Source organism: Staphylococcus sp. HMSC072H03, assembly GCF_001809305.1.
GTDB lineage: Bacteria > Bacillota > Bacilli > Staphylococcales > Staphylococcaceae > Staphylococcus > Staphylococcus hominis.
This window is the reverse complement of sequence record NZ_KV796914.1, coordinates 146,758-163,116: the sequence shown is the minus strand read 5'-3', so window position 1 is coordinate 163,116 and position 16,359 is coordinate 146,758. Positions and strand designations below refer to the sequence as shown.

The 16,359-nt window shown below is 32.7% G+C and carries 16 protein-coding genes; 11 read left to right on the top strand and 5 right to left on the bottom strand.

Annotated elements, in window-relative coordinates; genetic code table 11:
- Positions 1-42 precede the first annotated feature (42 nt).
- Entirely contained in the window at positions 43-1,197 is a 1,155-nt protein-coding gene (locus tag HMPREF2578_RS09555; protein WP_070508423.1) for a thiolase family protein, read from the top strand.
- Position 1,198: 1 nt separating this feature from the next.
- Entirely contained in the window at positions 1,199-2,476 is a 1,278-nt protein-coding gene (locus HMPREF2578_RS09550; RefSeq protein ID WP_019835141.1) for a hydroxymethylglutaryl-CoA reductase, degradative, read from the top strand.
- Between the two features lie 73 nt (positions 2,477-2,549).
- On the opposite strand, the gene HMPREF2578_RS09545 is transcribed toward HMPREF2578_RS09550, so the two are convergent.
- Together HMPREF2578_RS09545 and HMPREF2578_RS09540 are read right to left on the bottom strand one after the other, a co-directional pair.
- Positions 2,550-2,984, bottom strand: coding sequence for a CHAP domain-containing protein (locus tag HMPREF2578_RS09545; RefSeq protein WP_048762252.1), 435 nt, complete (start codon positions 2,982-2,984; stop codon positions 2,550-2,552).
- Positions 2,985-3,200: 216 nt separating this feature from the next.
- A complete protein-coding gene (locus HMPREF2578_RS09540) occupies positions 3,201-3,416 on the bottom strand; it encodes a sterile alpha motif-like domain-containing protein (RefSeq protein ID WP_002454831.1) in 216 nt (71 codons plus the stop codon).
- Positions 3,417-3,640: 224 nt separating this feature from the next.
- Here HMPREF2578_RS09540 and HMPREF2578_RS09535 point away from each other — a divergent pair, with 224 nt between their 5' ends.
- From HMPREF2578_RS09535 to ptsG, 5 genes are all read left to right on the top strand, one after another.
- On the top strand, positions 3,641-4,525 hold the full coding sequence (locus HMPREF2578_RS09535; RefSeq protein ID WP_017175071.1) for a cidABC operon transcriptional activator CidR: 885 nt from the start codon (positions 3,641-3,643) through the stop codon (positions 4,523-4,525).
- Between the two features lie 201 nt (positions 4,526-4,726).
- On the top strand, positions 4,727-5,116 hold the full coding sequence (locus HMPREF2578_RS09530) for a CidA/LrgA family protein (RefSeq protein ID WP_017175070.1): 390 nt from the start codon (positions 4,727-4,729) through the stop codon (positions 5,114-5,116).
- A gap of 2 nt (positions 5,117-5,118) precedes the next feature.
- Entirely contained in the window at positions 5,119-5,805 is a 687-nt protein-coding gene (locus tag HMPREF2578_RS09525; RefSeq protein ID WP_002449420.1) for an LrgB family protein, read from the top strand.
- 49 nt (positions 5,806-5,854) lie between these two features.
- Positions 5,855-7,594, top strand: a complete 1,740-nt coding sequence (locus HMPREF2578_RS09520; protein WP_048762249.1) for a pyruvate oxidase — start codon at positions 5,855-5,857, stop codon at positions 7,592-7,594.
- Positions 7,595-7,863: 269 nt separating this feature from the next.
- A complete protein-coding gene (ptsG, locus tag HMPREF2578_RS09515; RefSeq protein WP_017175068.1) occupies positions 7,864-9,891 on the top strand; it encodes a glucose-specific PTS transporter subunit IIBC in 2,028 nt (675 codons plus the stop codon).
- Between the two features lie 174 nt (positions 9,892-10,065).
- On the opposite strand, the gene HMPREF2578_RS09510 is transcribed toward ptsG, so the two are convergent.
- Positions 10,066-11,118, bottom strand: coding sequence for a zinc-dependent alcohol dehydrogenase family protein (locus tag HMPREF2578_RS09510; RefSeq protein WP_048762247.1), 1,053 nt, complete (start codon positions 11,116-11,118; stop codon positions 10,066-10,068).
- A gap of 206 nt (positions 11,119-11,324) precedes the next feature.
- On the opposite strand from HMPREF2578_RS09510, the gene HMPREF2578_RS09505 reads away from it, so the two are divergent.
- The gene (locus HMPREF2578_RS09505; protein ID WP_017175066.1) at positions 11,325-11,651 is read left to right on the top strand and encodes a thioredoxin family protein; all 327 of its coding nucleotides are present in this window, start codon (positions 11,325-11,327) and stop codon (positions 11,649-11,651) included.
- Positions 11,652-11,705: 54 nt separating this feature from the next.
- On the opposite strand, the gene HMPREF2578_RS09500 is transcribed toward HMPREF2578_RS09505, so the two are convergent.
- Positions 11,706-12,668: an L-lactate dehydrogenase gene (locus HMPREF2578_RS09500; protein WP_017175065.1), complete on the bottom strand. Its 963-nt coding sequence runs from the start codon at positions 12,666-12,668 to the stop codon at positions 11,706-11,708.
- 161 nt (positions 12,669-12,829) lie between these two features.
- Here HMPREF2578_RS09500 and HMPREF2578_RS09495 point away from each other — a divergent pair, with 161 nt between their 5' ends.
- On the top strand, positions 12,830-13,807 hold the full coding sequence (locus HMPREF2578_RS09495) for an alpha/beta hydrolase fold domain-containing protein (protein ID WP_048762244.1): 978 nt from the start codon (positions 12,830-12,832) through the stop codon (positions 13,805-13,807).
- Positions 13,808-14,088: 281 nt separating this feature from the next.
- Here the strand turns inward: HMPREF2578_RS09495 and HMPREF2578_RS09490 are convergent, their stop codons facing one another.
- The gene (locus HMPREF2578_RS09490; protein WP_048762467.1) at positions 14,089-14,394 is read right to left on the bottom strand and encodes a hypothetical protein; all 306 of its coding nucleotides are present in this window, start codon (positions 14,392-14,394) and stop codon (positions 14,089-14,091) included.
- 350 nt (positions 14,395-14,744) lie between these two features.
- Between HMPREF2578_RS09490 and pgsB the strand changes: the two genes are divergently transcribed.
- Positions 14,745-15,902, top strand: a complete 1,158-nt coding sequence (pgsB, locus tag HMPREF2578_RS09485) for a poly-gamma-glutamate synthase PgsB (RefSeq protein ID WP_017175062.1) — start codon at positions 14,745-14,747, stop codon at positions 15,900-15,902.
- Between the two features lies 1 nt (position 15,903).
- Positions 15,904-16,356, top strand: a complete 453-nt coding sequence (pgsC, locus tag HMPREF2578_RS09480; protein WP_017175061.1) for a poly-gamma-glutamate biosynthesis protein PgsC — start codon at positions 15,904-15,906, stop codon at positions 16,354-16,356.
- The last annotated feature ends 3 nt before the right edge of the window (positions 16,357-16,359 follow it).

The window sequence follows — 16,359 nt, the reverse complement described above, 5'->3', positions numbered from 1 at the left end:
TAAAATACAATTATATATATATTACAGGCAAGGAGATAAAGAATGAAACAAATCGCTATTGTAAGTGCTAAAAGAACGCCAATTGGCAGATATAAAGGGAAATTGAGAAATTATTCAGCTGTTGAACTAGGTACAACAGCTTTAAAAGGAGCTATTGAATCAATTGATATCGATCCAGCTCTTATTGAACAAGTTATTTTCGGAAATGTCTTACAAAGTGGTATAGGACAAAATTCTGCACGACAAATTGCTATTAAATCAGGTATTCCTGATACAACTCCAGCGATGACGATTAATGAAGTATGTGGTTCAGGACTGAAAGCAATTATTTTAGGGAAGCAACTTATTCAGTTAGGGGAAGCTAAAGTCGTTGCTGTTGGTGGTGTTGAAAGTATGACTAATGCACCTAAACTTATTTTAAAAGACGGAGAAGATCCTGTAGATAGTTTTATGCATGATGGATTAACGGATGCTTTCCATTATGTTCCAATGGGTGTCACAGCAGAAAATATAGCCGAAAAATATCATGTAACACGTGAAATGCAAGACGAGTTTGCTAACCATTCTCATGCTAAAGCTGCAAAGGCAGTTGAAGAAGGTAAATTTGATAATGAAATTATAAAAATGACAGACGCTGAAGGTAATGAGATGACTTCTGATGAAGGTATAAGACCAAATAGTAGTGTCGAAAAATTATCTACTTTGAAAACAATATTTAAAGAGAATGGAACAGTCACTGGTGGTAATGCTTCAAGTATTAATGATGGATCATCTGCCCTTATTTTAATGGAAGCAACATTTGCAAAAGAACATGGATTTGAAATTCTTGGCATAGTAGGCGATTACGCTGAAGTAGGTTGCGATCCACAATACATGGGGTATGCACCTTTTTATGCAGTAGAAAAATTATTAGAAAAAACACATCAACACATTAATGATATTGATATTATAGAAATGACTGAAGCATTTGCAGCTCAAAGTATACCTGTTAAGGATCATTTAAAAATACCTGATAACATTTTAAATATTTATGGTGGTGCCATTGCGCTAGGACATCCTATTGGTGCAAGTGGTGCACGTCTTGTTACAACACTTGTGAATGCTCTAGAACAAGAACATCAACATACAGGTATCGCAACAGCTTGTATTGGCGGAGGACTAGGTATTGCTTTAATGATTGAAAAGGGAGTACATTAATATGAAAAGTTTAGATAAAAACTTTCGTCATTTATCAAGAGAAGATAAATTAAAACAATTAGTAGACTACGGGTGGTTAGATAAAACGAATTATCAAACATTATTAAGCAATCCAGTTATTGATGAGGAAGTGGCAAACAGTCTCATCGAAAATGTCATTGGCCAAGGTACATTACCAGTTGGATTATTACCTAAAATTATTGTAGATGAGAAAGAATATGTGGTACCTATGATGGTTGAAGAGCCATCAGTTGTTGCTGCTGCGAGTTATGGATCGAAACTTGTTAACCAAACTGGAGGATTTAAAACGATAAAAAGTGAACGCTTGATGATCGGACAAATCGTATTTGATGATGTTAAAGATACAGAAGACTTAACACAACGTATTCAAAAACAAGAAAACCAAATTAAACGTATTGCAGATGAAGCCTATCCTTCTATCATCCATCGTGGAGGTGGTTATCGTGGTATTGACATAGATGCATTTCCTAATGAACAGTTATTGTCTCTTAAAGTATTTGTTGATACTAAAGATGCGATGGGTGCAAATATGCTTAATACCATTTTAGAAGCAGTGACAGCCTATCTAAAAAATGAGTTAACAGATCAAGAGATATTAATGAGTATCTTATCTAATCATGCAACGTCTTCTGTTGTAAGGGTAGAAGGTGAGATTGATATCAATGATTTAAATCGCGGCGATTATTCTGGTGAAGAAGTAGCTAAGAGAATGGAACGTGCGTCAGTGCTTGCACAAGTCGATATTCATCGGGCAGCAACACATAACAAAGGAGTCATGAATGGAATTCATGCCGTTGTTCTAGCTACAGGTAATGATACACGAGGTGCTGAAGCAAGTGCGCATGCTTATGCAGCACGCGATGGTCAGTATAGAGGTATTGCTACGTGGAAATATGATGAAGCCCGAGGACGTCTTGTGGGCACAATTGAAGTACCGATGACTTTAGCCATTGTTGGCGGAGGAACGAAAGTATTACCAGTTGCGAAAGCGTCTTTAGACTTACTCAACGTTGAGTCTGCTAGAGAATTAGGACATGTAGTAGCTGCAGTAGGTTTAGCACAGAACTTTTCAGCTTGTAGAGCCCTTGTTTCAGAAGGTATTCAAAAAGGACATATGAGTTTGCAATATAAATCATTAGCGATTGTTGTAGGCGCTAAAGGTGAAGAAATTTCAAAAGTTGCTGAGCAACTCAAACAAGAACCTAAAGCGAATACTGAAGCGGCTGAACGCATTTTAAAATCAATACGCCAATCTTAAAAATAAGCCATGAGAATTTAGAAATGGAAGAGATTCCATCACTAAACTTTCATGGCTTATTATGTTGTGTCAATTAATAAATGTAATTGTAATTACGCGCAGCAGATGCACTAATATAACGCGTACTGTATGCTAGTGGACGGTTATAATTATATTCTGAAACAAGAATCTTTCCATTACTGTAAACACGTTCAACGATGGCAACATGACCGTAATATCCTGCAGTTGATTGCATAATAGCATAGCGTTTAGGCTTATGTCCTGTTCTATAACCAGCACGTTGAGCTCTATAGTACCAGTTTTTTGCATTGCCCCATTGATTTGAAACAGGTTTACCTAATTGAACACGGCGTTTATATGCCCACCAAGTACATTGATATTTATTATAATAGTTATAACCAGCTGCTTTAGAAGTATGTGTATGTTCAACATTTTGATATGTATAAGTGCCAGTAAAAATAATTGTCGTAGCTAATATTAGACGTAAAATGAATGTTTTAATTTTCATTAAGTTCTCCTCAAAAATTAAATAATTTAAAATCTAAAATAATAATATTATTTAAAAAGTTGTAATACAATATAAGAAATGAATTATACAAATAACTGTAATACTTTTGAAATATACGTAATATATTGTAGCTAAATTTGTGCATAAAAAAGACGCCACAAGGGCGCCTTAGTGAGATGATACTTCCATGTAATGTATAACTACATTTTGTTGAAATCATACATCTGTGAATTGGTTAAAAACAGCTAATGCTCTTTTAACACTAGTCACCGGTATGTTTTCAAGACACGGATTTGTTCGAAAATATAGCAATATTTCGTTTTGGCTCTTCACGTCTTTAGGAAAAGTGTTATCTTGATTAATCCAATTTACCAATTCACCTAATGGTGTGTCATCGCCTATAAAATTTTGCATAAATTCGTAAAAGCTCAATTCATCACCTCATATTCGTTTGAGCCGATTTTGATTATAACATTTTTTGTAATTTGAAAATATAGTTTTGTTTATATGAAAAATAATTTATTTATAAATATTATTTTTCCATAAAGTATACATATTTGAGTAAGTTATCGAATGAATTCAAAATCTAATGAATTTACATTTTTCTTACAAAAATAATGTATAATAAAAAAAGAATTTTTTAAGAAGGTGAGCAATTGGATATCAAGCATATGAAATATTTTATGGAAGTTGTGAATCAAGGTGGTATGACGAATGCTTCTAAATCTTTATATATTGCTCAACCAACTATAAGTAAAGCAATAAAAGATATTGAAAATGAATTAGACATGCCTTTATTCGATCGACAAAAGCGTTATTTAGTTCTTACAGATGCAGGAAAAGTGTTTTATAAAAAATGTGAAGAGATTTTAGCATTATATGATAATATTCCAAATGAAATTAATGGCTTGCTTGGTTTAGAAACAGGCCATATTAATATTGGAATGTCAGCAGTGATGGATATGCAACAATTTATTAATATTTTAGCGGAGTTTCATAAATTATATCCAAACGTTACCTATAGTCTTAATGAAAGTGGGGGTAAATCGATTGAAAATCGTTTGGTTAACGATCAAATAGACATTGGTATTACGACCATTCCTATAGATGAGAACACATTTGATTATGTGTCTTTATATAGTGAAGATTTAAGACTTATAGTGAGTGAAGAACACCAGTTAGCTAAGCGTTCATCTGTTACTATGGCTGACTTGAAAAATGAAGATTTTATATTATTCAATGAGGACTTTTATCTTAATGATAAAATTATAGCTGCTGCAAAAAATGCTGGTTTTATCCCAAATACAGTGTCCAATGTATCACAATGGAATTTCATTGAATATTTAGTAATAGCACGATTAGGCGTTAGTATTTTACCAGAACATATTGCCAAGATGTTAAAAGATGAGATTAAAAGTATAAAAATTGAAGACTCAGGTATGAGCTGGGAACTTGGAGCAATTTGGAAAAAAGATAAACTTTTAAGTTATGCAACGTCTAAATGGATAAAATTTATGACTGAGAGATTGGAAAACAAGTAAACGGTTCATTTTTATAAATAGTGAAAAACCTTAACGTAGGTTCTCTCACTATTTTTTATTTTTAAAACGGTTCCATAGAAAATAACTATAAGTTATATATAAAATCAATATTTTTATAATCTGTCAATATAGATTATAATTTTGAATATAGACTAAAAAATCGCTGTAACAAATTCGACAAATTTATGGAGGTCAGTCGTTTTGAAAAAAGCATTAAATATTATAGAGATTATTCTTCAAATCGTATTGGTGGTAGCGATTAGTATTATAGGTTCACTGCTACAAAAATGGCTACATATACCATTAGCAGGAAGTATTATCGGTATGATATTATTTTATATTTTATTACATTTTCAAATTATTCGCGTTGAATGGGTTTCTAAAGGAGCCGACTTCTTATTAACCACAATGGTCTTCTTCTTTATTCCTTCAGTTGTAGGAATTATGGATATTGTTTCTAATATCACTACAAGTTATATTATTTTCTTCCTCTTGATTATTATTGGTACAAGCTGTGTGGCACTTGTTTCTGGATTTATTGCTGAAACAATGTCTAAGAAAAAACCTCATACTAAGAAAGGAAATCATTAAAAATGGATATATTAAAAGGCGTTTTAATGATATTATTAACTGTTGTAATGTATAAACTTGCTCAAATATTACAACGTAAATATAATAACCCATTATTGAATCCAGCATTAATCGGTTCACTTGGAATAATTATTGTTTTACTTTTAACACGTCAAAACTATCACGATTACATGATTGGCGGTCAATGGATTAACCATCTATTAAATGCCACTGTTGTATGTCTTGCTTATCCACTTTATAAAAATAAAGATAAGATTGTAGAAAATATTGGGGTCATTTTTTCAAGCGTCATGGCTGGCGTGATATTGAATTTTGTGTTAGTGTTTAGTTCGTTAAAGTTATTAGGTTACTCAGAAGAAACAATCGTAACTATACTACCTAGATCAATTACAGCTGCTGTAGGAATTGAAGTCTCTCAAGAACTTGGAGGTACAGATACGATTACAGTACTGTTTATCATTACTACTGGATTGATAGGTAGTATGATGGGTTCAATGCTACTTAAGGTTGGTCAATTTAAAACATCAATCGCGAGAGGTTTAACATATGGAAATGCATCACATGCTTTTGGAACTGCAAAAGCGTTAGAACACGACATCGAATCTGGCGCATTTAGCTCAATTGGAATGATTTTAACAGCAGTTATTAGTTCAATTCTTATTCCAATTATGATTAAGTTGTTTTACTAAAGGGAATACAGAAACAAATTGTATATTTAGGAAAGGGGCTATTTAATCAATGGCGAAGATTAAAGCAAATGAAGCATTAGTTAAAGCATTACAAGCTTGGGATATTGATCACTTATGGGGTATTCCAGGTGACTCAGTTGATGCAGTAGTAGATAATTTAAGAACAGTTAGAGATACTTTCAAATTTTATCATGTACGTCATGAAGAAGTTGCAAGCTTATCAGCTGCAGCATATACAAAGTTAACAGGTAAAATCGGTGTAGCTTTAAGTATTGGTGGACCTGGGGTTGTTCACTTATTAAATGGTATGTATGACGCTAAAATGGACCGTGTACCTCAACTTATTATTACAGGTCAAACGAATAGTACATTATTAGGTACAAAATTCTTCCAAGAAACTAACATTTCTAAAATGGTTGACGACGTAGCAGTATTCCATCATCAAGTTCAAAAAGGTGATGACTTATTTGAAATTACAAACGAAGCGATTCGTACTGCATATGAAAAAAATGGTGTAGCAGTTATTATTTGTCCAAATGATCTATTAACTCAAAAAATTAAAGACACTACAAATCGTCCAGTAGATACGTCTAGACCAGTGTTACCAACACCATCTTATCGTAGCATTAAAAAAGCTGCTAAATTAATTAACAAAAGTAAAAAACCAGTTATGCTTGTTGGGGTAGGTGCAAAAAATGCTTCAACTGAATTACAAGACTTCATTGAAGCAGCTAAAATCCCTGTAATTCATACATTACCAGCTAAAACTGTTTTACCTGATTCACATCCATACAGTGTGGGTAACTTAGGTAAAATTGGTACAAAAACGTCTTACCAAACTATTCAAGATGCTGATTTATTAATCATGGCTGGTACTAACTTCCCTTATGCAAATTACTTACCTAAGAAAAATATTAAAGCGATTCAAATCGACACAAATCCAAACGTAATTGGTGAACGTTTCGATATTAATGTTGGTATTGTTGGTGACGTTAAATTAGCATTCCATCAATTAACTGAAGCAATCAAACCAGTACCTCATCGTTCATTCTTAGACAAAACGTTAAAACGTAAAGCTGTATGGGATAAATGGATGGAAAAAGACATGAATAATACAAGTGCTCCAATTCGTCCAGAACGTTTAATGAAAGCTATCAATGATTACAGTAAAGATGACGCTGTATACTCAATCGATGTTGGTACTTCAACTGTTTGGGGTACACGTTACTTAGACTTAAATGTTAATAATAAATTTATTATCTCAGCATGGTTAGGTACAATGGGTTGCGGTCTTCCAGGTGCTCTTGCTTCTAATATTGCTTACCCAGGTCGTCAAGCAATTGCAATTACTGGTGACGGTGCATTCCAAATGGTAATGCAAGACTTCGCAACTGCTGTTCAATACGATTTACCAATGACAATTTTCGTATTAAATAACAAACAATTATCATTCATCAAATATGAACAACAAGCTGCTGGTGAATTAGAATATGCCATCGACTTCTCTGATATGGATCATGCTAAATTCGCTGAAGCTGCTGGTGGTAAAGGTTATGTATTAAAAGACCCTAACCGTATTGATGAAATTGTTGAAGCAGCATTAAATGAAAATGTACCAACTGTTGTTGATGTACATGTTGATCCAAACGCTGCGCCATTACCAGGTCAAATCGTTAACGAAGAAGCATATGGTTATGGTAAATGGGCTTACAGATCTATCACAGAAGACAAAGAATTTGACTTCGATAAAGTACCACCAATCTCTGTAGCTGCTAAACGTTTCTTATAAGACATAGATTCGAAACACTGACGAAAGTAATGCTTTTGTCAGTGTTTTTTTATGAATATTTAAATTAAAAAAATGTAAAATATTAGTAAAAAAGATATTGAAAACGCTTTATATTATAGGTATAATTAAATTGTTAAAAAAGAACTGCGTGTTACTATTCGATTAGGCATGAGCAGATAAGCTATCATTATTTTTGTCATAAATGATGGGCTTATTTGGTCATGCTTTTTTAATGCGTAAAAAAGATATATTGAAAGGATTGAATCAAAATGTTTAAAAAGCTATTTGGACAATTGCAACGTATTGGTAAAGCATTGATGTTACCTGTGGCAATTTTGCCTGCAGCTGGATTATTACTAGCAATTGGAACAGCTTTTCAAGGTGAAGCATTACAGCATTATCTTCCATTTATTAAAAATGGAGTAATTCAAAATATTGCTAACATGATGACAGGTGCTGGTGGTATTATTTTTGATAACTTACCTATCATTTTTGCACTCGGTGTAGCAATAGGACTAGCAGGTGGAGATGGTGTAGCAGCCATTGCAGCTTTTGTCGGATTTATTATTATGAATAAAACAATGGGAGCATTCTTAAATGTTACGCCAGCACAATTGGAAGACCCATCTAAAGGATTCGCAAATGTTTTAGGCATACCTACACTTCAAACTGGAGTGTTTGGTGGGATTATTATAGGGGCTCTAGCAGCTTGGTGTTATAACAAATTTTATAATATTTCCTTACCATCGTATTTAGGGTTCTTTGCGGGTAAACGTTTTGTGCCGATTATGATGGCAACGACATCGTTTATTTTAGCTTTCCCAATGGCTTGGATTTGGCCATTCATTCAAAATGGATTAAATGCATTTAGTACAGGTTTGTTAGAATCTAATACTGGATTGGCAGTATTCTTATTTGGATTTATTAAACGATTACTTATTCCATTTGGTTTACATCATATTTTCCATGCGCCATTCTGGTTTGAATTTGGTTCTTGGAAAAATGCAGCTGGAGAAATTATTCGAGGAGATCAACGTATTTTTATTGAGCAAATACGTGAAGGTGTTCATTTAACTTCAGGTAAATTCATGCAAGGTGAATTTCCTGTTATGATGTTTGGATTACCAGCAGCAGCATTAGCAATTTATCAAACAGCTAAACCTGAGAATAAAAAGGTAGTTGGAGGTTTGATGTTATCAGCAGCTTTAACATCATTCTTAACTGGTATTACTGAACCGTTAGAATTTTCATTCTTATTCGTAGCACCATTATTATTCTTTATTCATGCAGTACTTGATGGATTATCATTTTTAACACTTTATCTACTACATTTACATCTAGGATATACATTCTCTGGAGGATTCATAGATTTTGTTTTATTAGGTATTCTTCCAAATAAAACACCATGGTGGTTAGTGATTCCAGTAGGATTAGTTTACGCTGTTATTTATTATGTTGTATTTAGATTCTTAATTGTTAAATTCAACTTTAAAACGCCAGGTCGTGAAGATAAACAAGCCTCTGTAGCTAATACATCTGCAAGTAAATTACCTTTTGATGTGTTAGATGCAATGGGCGGTAAAGAAAATATCAAGCATTTAGATGCTTGTATTACACGTTTACGTGTTGAAGTCAATGATAAGTCTAAAGTAGACGTTGAAGGACTAAAAGCTCTTGGTGCTTCAGGGGTGCTTGAAGTAGGAAATAATATGCAAGCTATTTTTGGTCCTAAATCAGATCAAATTAAACATGATATGGCACGCATTATGAATGGAGACATCACAAAACCTAGTGAAACCACTGTGACTGAAGATACATCAGATGAGCCAGTACAGTTGGAAGAGGTAAAAGAAACGGATATCTATGCACCAGGTACGGGTCATATCATCCCATTATCTGAAGTACCAGATAAAGTATTCTCAGAAAAAATGATGGGTGACGGTATTGGATTTGTTCCTGAAAAAGGCGAAATTGTAGCACCATTTGATGGTACAGTTAAAACGATTTTCCCAACGAAACATGCCATCGGTTTAGAATCTGATACAGGAATTGAAGTATTAATTCATATTGGTATCGATACAGTGAAATTGAATGGTGAAGGCTTCGAAAGTTTAGTTGATGTCAATGAACCTGTTACACAAGGTCAACCATTAATGAAGATTAATTTAGCATACTTAAAAGAACATGCGCCAAGTGTTGTCACACCAGTGATTATTACAAATCAAGATGATAAAACATTAACATTCGATGATGTTGATTCAGTAGATCCTGGTAAGCGTATTATGACAATTAAATAATAAAACAAGCCTGGGACATCATATGTGTCTCAGGCATTTTTAATGTATTGGCGGTCGATGACTGAATTGAAAAGGTGTTGTCTTAAGGTTTTCAATGCTAGTTCTCTTTGCTATAGTAGGGCGACGAATTCAAAAAGAAATCTTTCTCTTTTATTTTTTATTTAATACACAACATTATTTAGTTATATCATTCTCAATTAATAATTTGATTGCTTTATGATCTGTAGCATTTCTAAATAAGTCATAAGCATTTTCAATTTCGCTTAATTTACTATAATGTGTCACGAGTTGTTCAGGTTGAATGATTTTAGATTTGAGTGCTTCCAACAATTCTTCAGTGGTATTAGCAGAAACTAAACCAGTTGTAACGTTGATATTTTTAATCCATAATTTTTCGATATCAAATTGAACGGGTAAGCCGTGAACACCAACATTAGCAATTGTTCCATCGACGCCAATCAACTTTTGACATAAATCAAATGTTGCTGGAATACCAACTGCTTCAATAGCAACATCGACGCCACGATGATTGATATCTTTGATTTGTTTAATTGCTTCATTCACATGACTAGAATTAATTGTATGAGTCGCTCCAAATTTTTTGGCTGTAGCTAAACGATGATCATCTAAATCAATCATAATTATTTTTGAAGGTGAGTAGAATTGAGCAGTTAATAAAGAAGCTAATCCAACTGGTCCAGCACCTACAATAGCAACAGTGCTACCAGGTTTTACTTTTCCTTTTAATACACCAATTTCATAACCAGTCGGTAAAATATCTGAAAGCATCACGAGTGCTTCATCAGGTAAAGAAGTAGGAGCATGATATAAAGAATTATCTGCAAAAGGGACTTTCACATATTCTGCTTGCGTACCATCAACAAGATGACCTAATATCCATCCACCTCCATTTTCACAATGAGCATAGATACCTTTTTTACAGTAATAACATTTGCCACAAGATGAGATACAAGACACAATGACTTTATCGCCGACTTTGAAGTTATTGACATTCGAACCAACAGATTCAACAATACCAATACCTTCGTGACCTAATGTAGTATATTGAGGAACTTCAGGTGTGTCTCCTTTAATAATATGTAAGTCAGTACCACAAATTGTTGTTTTGACCATTCTAATAATAGCGTCAGTACTTTCCGTAACAACTGGTTTTTCTTTATCGACGAGCTTAGCTACGCCAGGTTTTTCATAGATGTAAGCTTTCATGTTGATTCCTCCAATATAAATTGTGAATTATTTCACAAACATTATAACATTAATTTAATAAGATGTATTCTATTTTGAAGAGAAAATCATTGAACTATTGTTGAACGTATTTAACAAGAGGATTTAGATGAAAAAATAAGTGTAACATCGTAAAATAAGTATGTATAAGAGAACGAGACCGTTAAATTAAATAAGTAGGTGAAAATATGACTAAAAATATTGAAAGTATAGAACAATTTCATCAATTTATTCAAACGCATCGATTAGTAGTGATTCATGTTATGCGGAATCATTGTTCAGTATGTCATGCGGTATTGCCACAAATTGAAGATATCGTCAATGATTATTCTAAAGTCCATTTTGCTGTTATCAATCAATCTAATGTAGAAGCTATTGCGGGAGAACTATCTATATTTACTGTTCCAGTGGATTTAATATTTTTGGACGGAAAAGAAATGCATCGACAAGCGCGTTTTATTGATATGCAAGATTTTGAGCACCAATTAAGTTTAATGCATGAGAGTTTAAAATAAGTTAAGAAAGCCTAAACACGATAAATGAATTGTTGTGTTTAGGCTCTTTTATTACTATTTATTTAAAATTGATTCAATGAGAGCATCAGCACGTTGTTGATGCTCTAAAATAATATGACTTGATTGTTTGAAACGAGTAAGTTCATCTTCTTCCAATTTCAGTTCAATGACACGATCAGCACCATTACCGTTAATCACTGTTGGCGTTCCAATATAAAGGTCATTTAGTCCATATTCACCTTCAAGATAACTTGAAACATTCATAATCACATTTTTATTAAATAAAATAGCTTCTACAATACGTACTAAACTTAATGATATACCAAAGTTTGTAGTACCTTTTCGAACGTAAATATCATATCCCACTTGAGTGGTTTGCGAAGCGATAGATTGTTTGAACGTGGTTTGGTCTACTCCTTTATTCAGTAAATCAAGGACAGGTTCACCGGCAATTTGAGCATGAGACCAAACAGCTACTTGAGAATCGCCGTGTTCGCCAATAACAGGCGCATAGACATTTTGTGGTGCCACATCAAACGTGCGACTTAAGAAAAATTCGAAGCGAGCTGTATCTAATGAAGTTCCTGATCCAATAATTTTATTCTTAGGAAATTGAGACACACGTTTTATAACATAACTCATAATATCGACTGGATTAGATGGAAGTACAAAATAACCATCGAAACCATGAGCAATGACTTTTTGAATCATAGGCACAAAGATATTCACATTATCTTCTAATAATTTTAAACGTGTGTCACCTTTATCTAATTTTGCACTTGCACAGATCACGACGATATCAGCATCACTACAATCACTATACGAACCAAGATGTACATCTACAAACTTATCACCAAAAGGTGTAGCATGATTTAAATCCCATACATCTGCTTTTGCTTTATCTTCATCAATATCAATAATAGCTAGTTCATCGACTAGTCCTTTAGCTACAACTGCATGTGCAAACGCAGAACCTACGAATCCACTACCAATCAGCACAATTTTATTTCTTTTCATTCAGCATAACCTACTTTCTAAAATAGAATAAAAATTCTGATAATTATATTTAGAATAGCACTTATCACTACTTTTTTAAATATTTAAAAGTTGAATAAGCGATTTACTAAAATATAACGACTCTGAGGTATATAATAATATAGAGTATAGGAGGTCAAAAGATGAAAAAACGATTATTAACCGTAGCGACATCTGCAATTCTTGGAACTTTAGCTTACATTAAAGTAAAAGAAAAACGCAGTTATCAAAGCTTTATTACTGAAAAATATATTCGTATGTCTGGAATGAAAAAAACATTTGAAAATACGAATGATGCTAAAAAAGCATTAGAGGAAGTTAAACCTTTAACAGCTGGTAAATATGATGGGACGGATTATGAATTTAAACATCGTGCGCATACTAGAAGTATTAATGGATCTGTCACATATATTGTTAATGATAAAAGAGAACCTCATCAAGATGTTGTGCTTTACATTCATGGTGGTGCTTGGTTCCAAGATCCATTAGATAATCATTTTGATTTTATTGATCAACTTGCAGGAGAATTGGATGCACGAGTGATTATGCCTGTTTATCCTAAAGTACCTCACAGAGACTATCGAACAACATTTGAATTACTAAAAAATATTTATCAAAAAGAAATATTGGAAGTTGAAAATCCGCAACATATGACGATAATGGGAGATTCAGCAGGCGGTCAAATCGCTTTATCATTTGCACAATATCTTAAAAAAGAAACACAATTACCACAACCAGGACATATTGTGATGCTGTCTCCAGTTCTTGATGCAACATTTAATAATCCTGAAGCTAAAAAATATGAAAAAGTAGATCCTATGCTAGGAATTGAAGGAAGTAAATATTTCATTCAATTATGGTCTGGTGATACGCCAATAGAAGACTATAAAATATCGCCAATTAACGGAGATTTAGAGGGTCTTGGTCGTATATCTATTTTTATAGGCACAAAAGAAACGTTATATCCAGATGCATTAAAGCTCTCTAAAATGTTAAATGATAAAGGAATTGAACATGATTTTACACCTGGTTATAACTTATTCCATATTTATCCTATTTTCCCATTACCAGAACGTCAAAAGTTCTTTACACAACTGAAAAATATAATGGGAAAAGATTAAATACTAGTTTGAACATTGGTGTTATTTTTAAAAGCACTCGAATAAAGAATAAAACATCTATGATAGCACATATGACTAGGCTGTTTTTTTAAAAAGATAATAATAAAATAATGAGTAAAATGAATATCATTCTAAGAATTTGAAATGCATTGAAAATCGAATGTTTAGGTTGTAAAATTTCAGCAAAATTCAATAAAAACATGTCACTTATTAATAGTCTAGCAGTAAGTAACATATTAATTCGCATTTTATATAAACATAAAAACAGATACTAACTTGTATTATTCTCTAGAGTTAGTATCTGTTTCTTTATATTCAGTATTAATAGTATCGTTATGTGAAGATAGGGCATCTTCTTTTTCTATTTCAGTAAAATTTGAAGTCGAATGTGGTGATTTGTTTTTATTGATTGTCTCGTGAGAAGATTGAGAACTGTTGTTGATATAACGATGATCAGTATCTAATACAGAATTACTCATGTCATTTCCTTGTAGACTGCCAATCAAAATAAAGATGAGATAACTAGAACAAGCCAGTAAAACTAAAGAAAGATAAATGCCAACTGCAATTTTAACAGGTTTAGCCATAGATTTATCCATTTATGTCCTCCTAGAGTCATAGCAATGTTTACTTATAAACTAACATGAGAGTTTTAAGTAAATGTAAATAAGAAGTAAATATTTATCGATTTACTATTAATAAATGTAAGGTAATTAAATTTGTCGATATTAATTTGAAATAATCAATAATTTATTCGAGAAAATATTGATATTCTATTAACTTTTTTATAATTTTATACTATTTTTAACTGAATATTTACATTTTTAAAACTGACTAAATATTAAGATGATAGCATACCCTTATTAAAGTGTTTAACGCATTCATTAAGATAATATTAAATGAAAGAAAAAATATGTTTAAAGAGAGGGACTTCAGTTTGATTCTCATTATCATTTGTATCGCTTTGATATTATTTCTAGGAATTAGAGAGAAAAAGCGACATACACACCGTTTAAATAAGATTCCTCTACGAATAAATATTAATGGTATTCGTGGTAAATCAACTATTACAAGAATGATTTATAGTATTTTGCGAGAAGATCAATATCATGTCATTGGTAAAACAACAGGCACTGATGCCAGAATGTTGTATTGGTTTACAGAGAAAGAATATCCTGTCCTTAGAAAACCGCAAGGCGCCAACATAGGAGAACAAAGAGACATTGTGCAAAAAGTAGTTAAGCAAAAAGGCAATGCGCTTGTTAATGAATGTATGGCAGTGAATCCAGATTATCAAATTGTCTTTCAAGAAGATTTAGTAAAAGCGAATATTGGTGTCATTGTCAATGTTATGGAAGACCATATGGACGTATTAGGGCCGACACTTCAAGATATTGCTCAAGCATTTACTGCAACGATTCCCCGAAATGGAAAATTAGTAGTCATGAAGGATGAGTTTACAGACTTTTTTGCTAAGGAAGCTAAAAAACGTAAAACTGAACTTATTGTTGTAGATAAAAATGATATACCTGAATCATACTTAAGGAAATTTAATTATTTAGTATTTCCTGATAATGTCGCTATCGCTTTAGGTGTAGCGCAAGCTGTAGGAGTTGAAAAAGACGTTGCACTGCGCGGCATGTTAAATGCACCTCCTGATCCAGGAGCGGTTGAAATTAAATATTTTAATGCAAATAACACAAAAAATGTATTTGTTAATGCGTTTGCTGCTAATGAGCCTCAGTCTACGAAAGCGATATTAAATAAAGTAGAATCATACGATTATCCTTATACAAAAAAAGTAGTGATTCTTAACTGTCGTTCTGACAGGGTGGATCGAACGCGACAGTTCGTTGAGAATTTTATTGAGGACGTCGAATTCGATACCTTAATTTGTACAGGAAAAAGCACGCAAATGGTTACAGATTTAATGCAACATCTACCTGAAAAAACATACATAAACCTTGAAAATCATGATTTTTCAGATATAGAAAAAGCGATTCTTAGTGAATCACATCAGGCACTCATATTTTGTGTTGGAAATATTCATGGTCCAGGTGGAAAAATAGCAGAATTTATAGAAGGGATAGAATAAAATGATAGGTTCGGAATTATACTTTTCCCTATTTGTTGGTATTGTATTAAGTTTAATTTTTGCAGAAAAATTTGGGATTAATCCCGCAGGTCTTGTTGTACCTGGTTATTTAGCACTTATTTTTGATCAACCCATTATGTTACTATCTGTGTTGGTCATTAGTTGTCTCACTTATTTTATTGTTACGTTTGGTATTAGTAGATGGGTCATTCTTTATGGTAGACGTAAATTTGCAGCGATGATTTTAACTGGTATGGTTCTAAAATTTGTTTTTGATTTAATTTATCCACTCACTCCATTTGAAGTTGTAGAGGTTTCAGGTATCGGAGTTGTTATTCCTGGTATTATTGCCAATACCATTCAAAAACAAGGTGTTGTAATTACATTAGCTACGACAATGTTATTAACATGTATTACTTATGTCATCTTGTTCTTATATAGCTTTATTAATTAATCG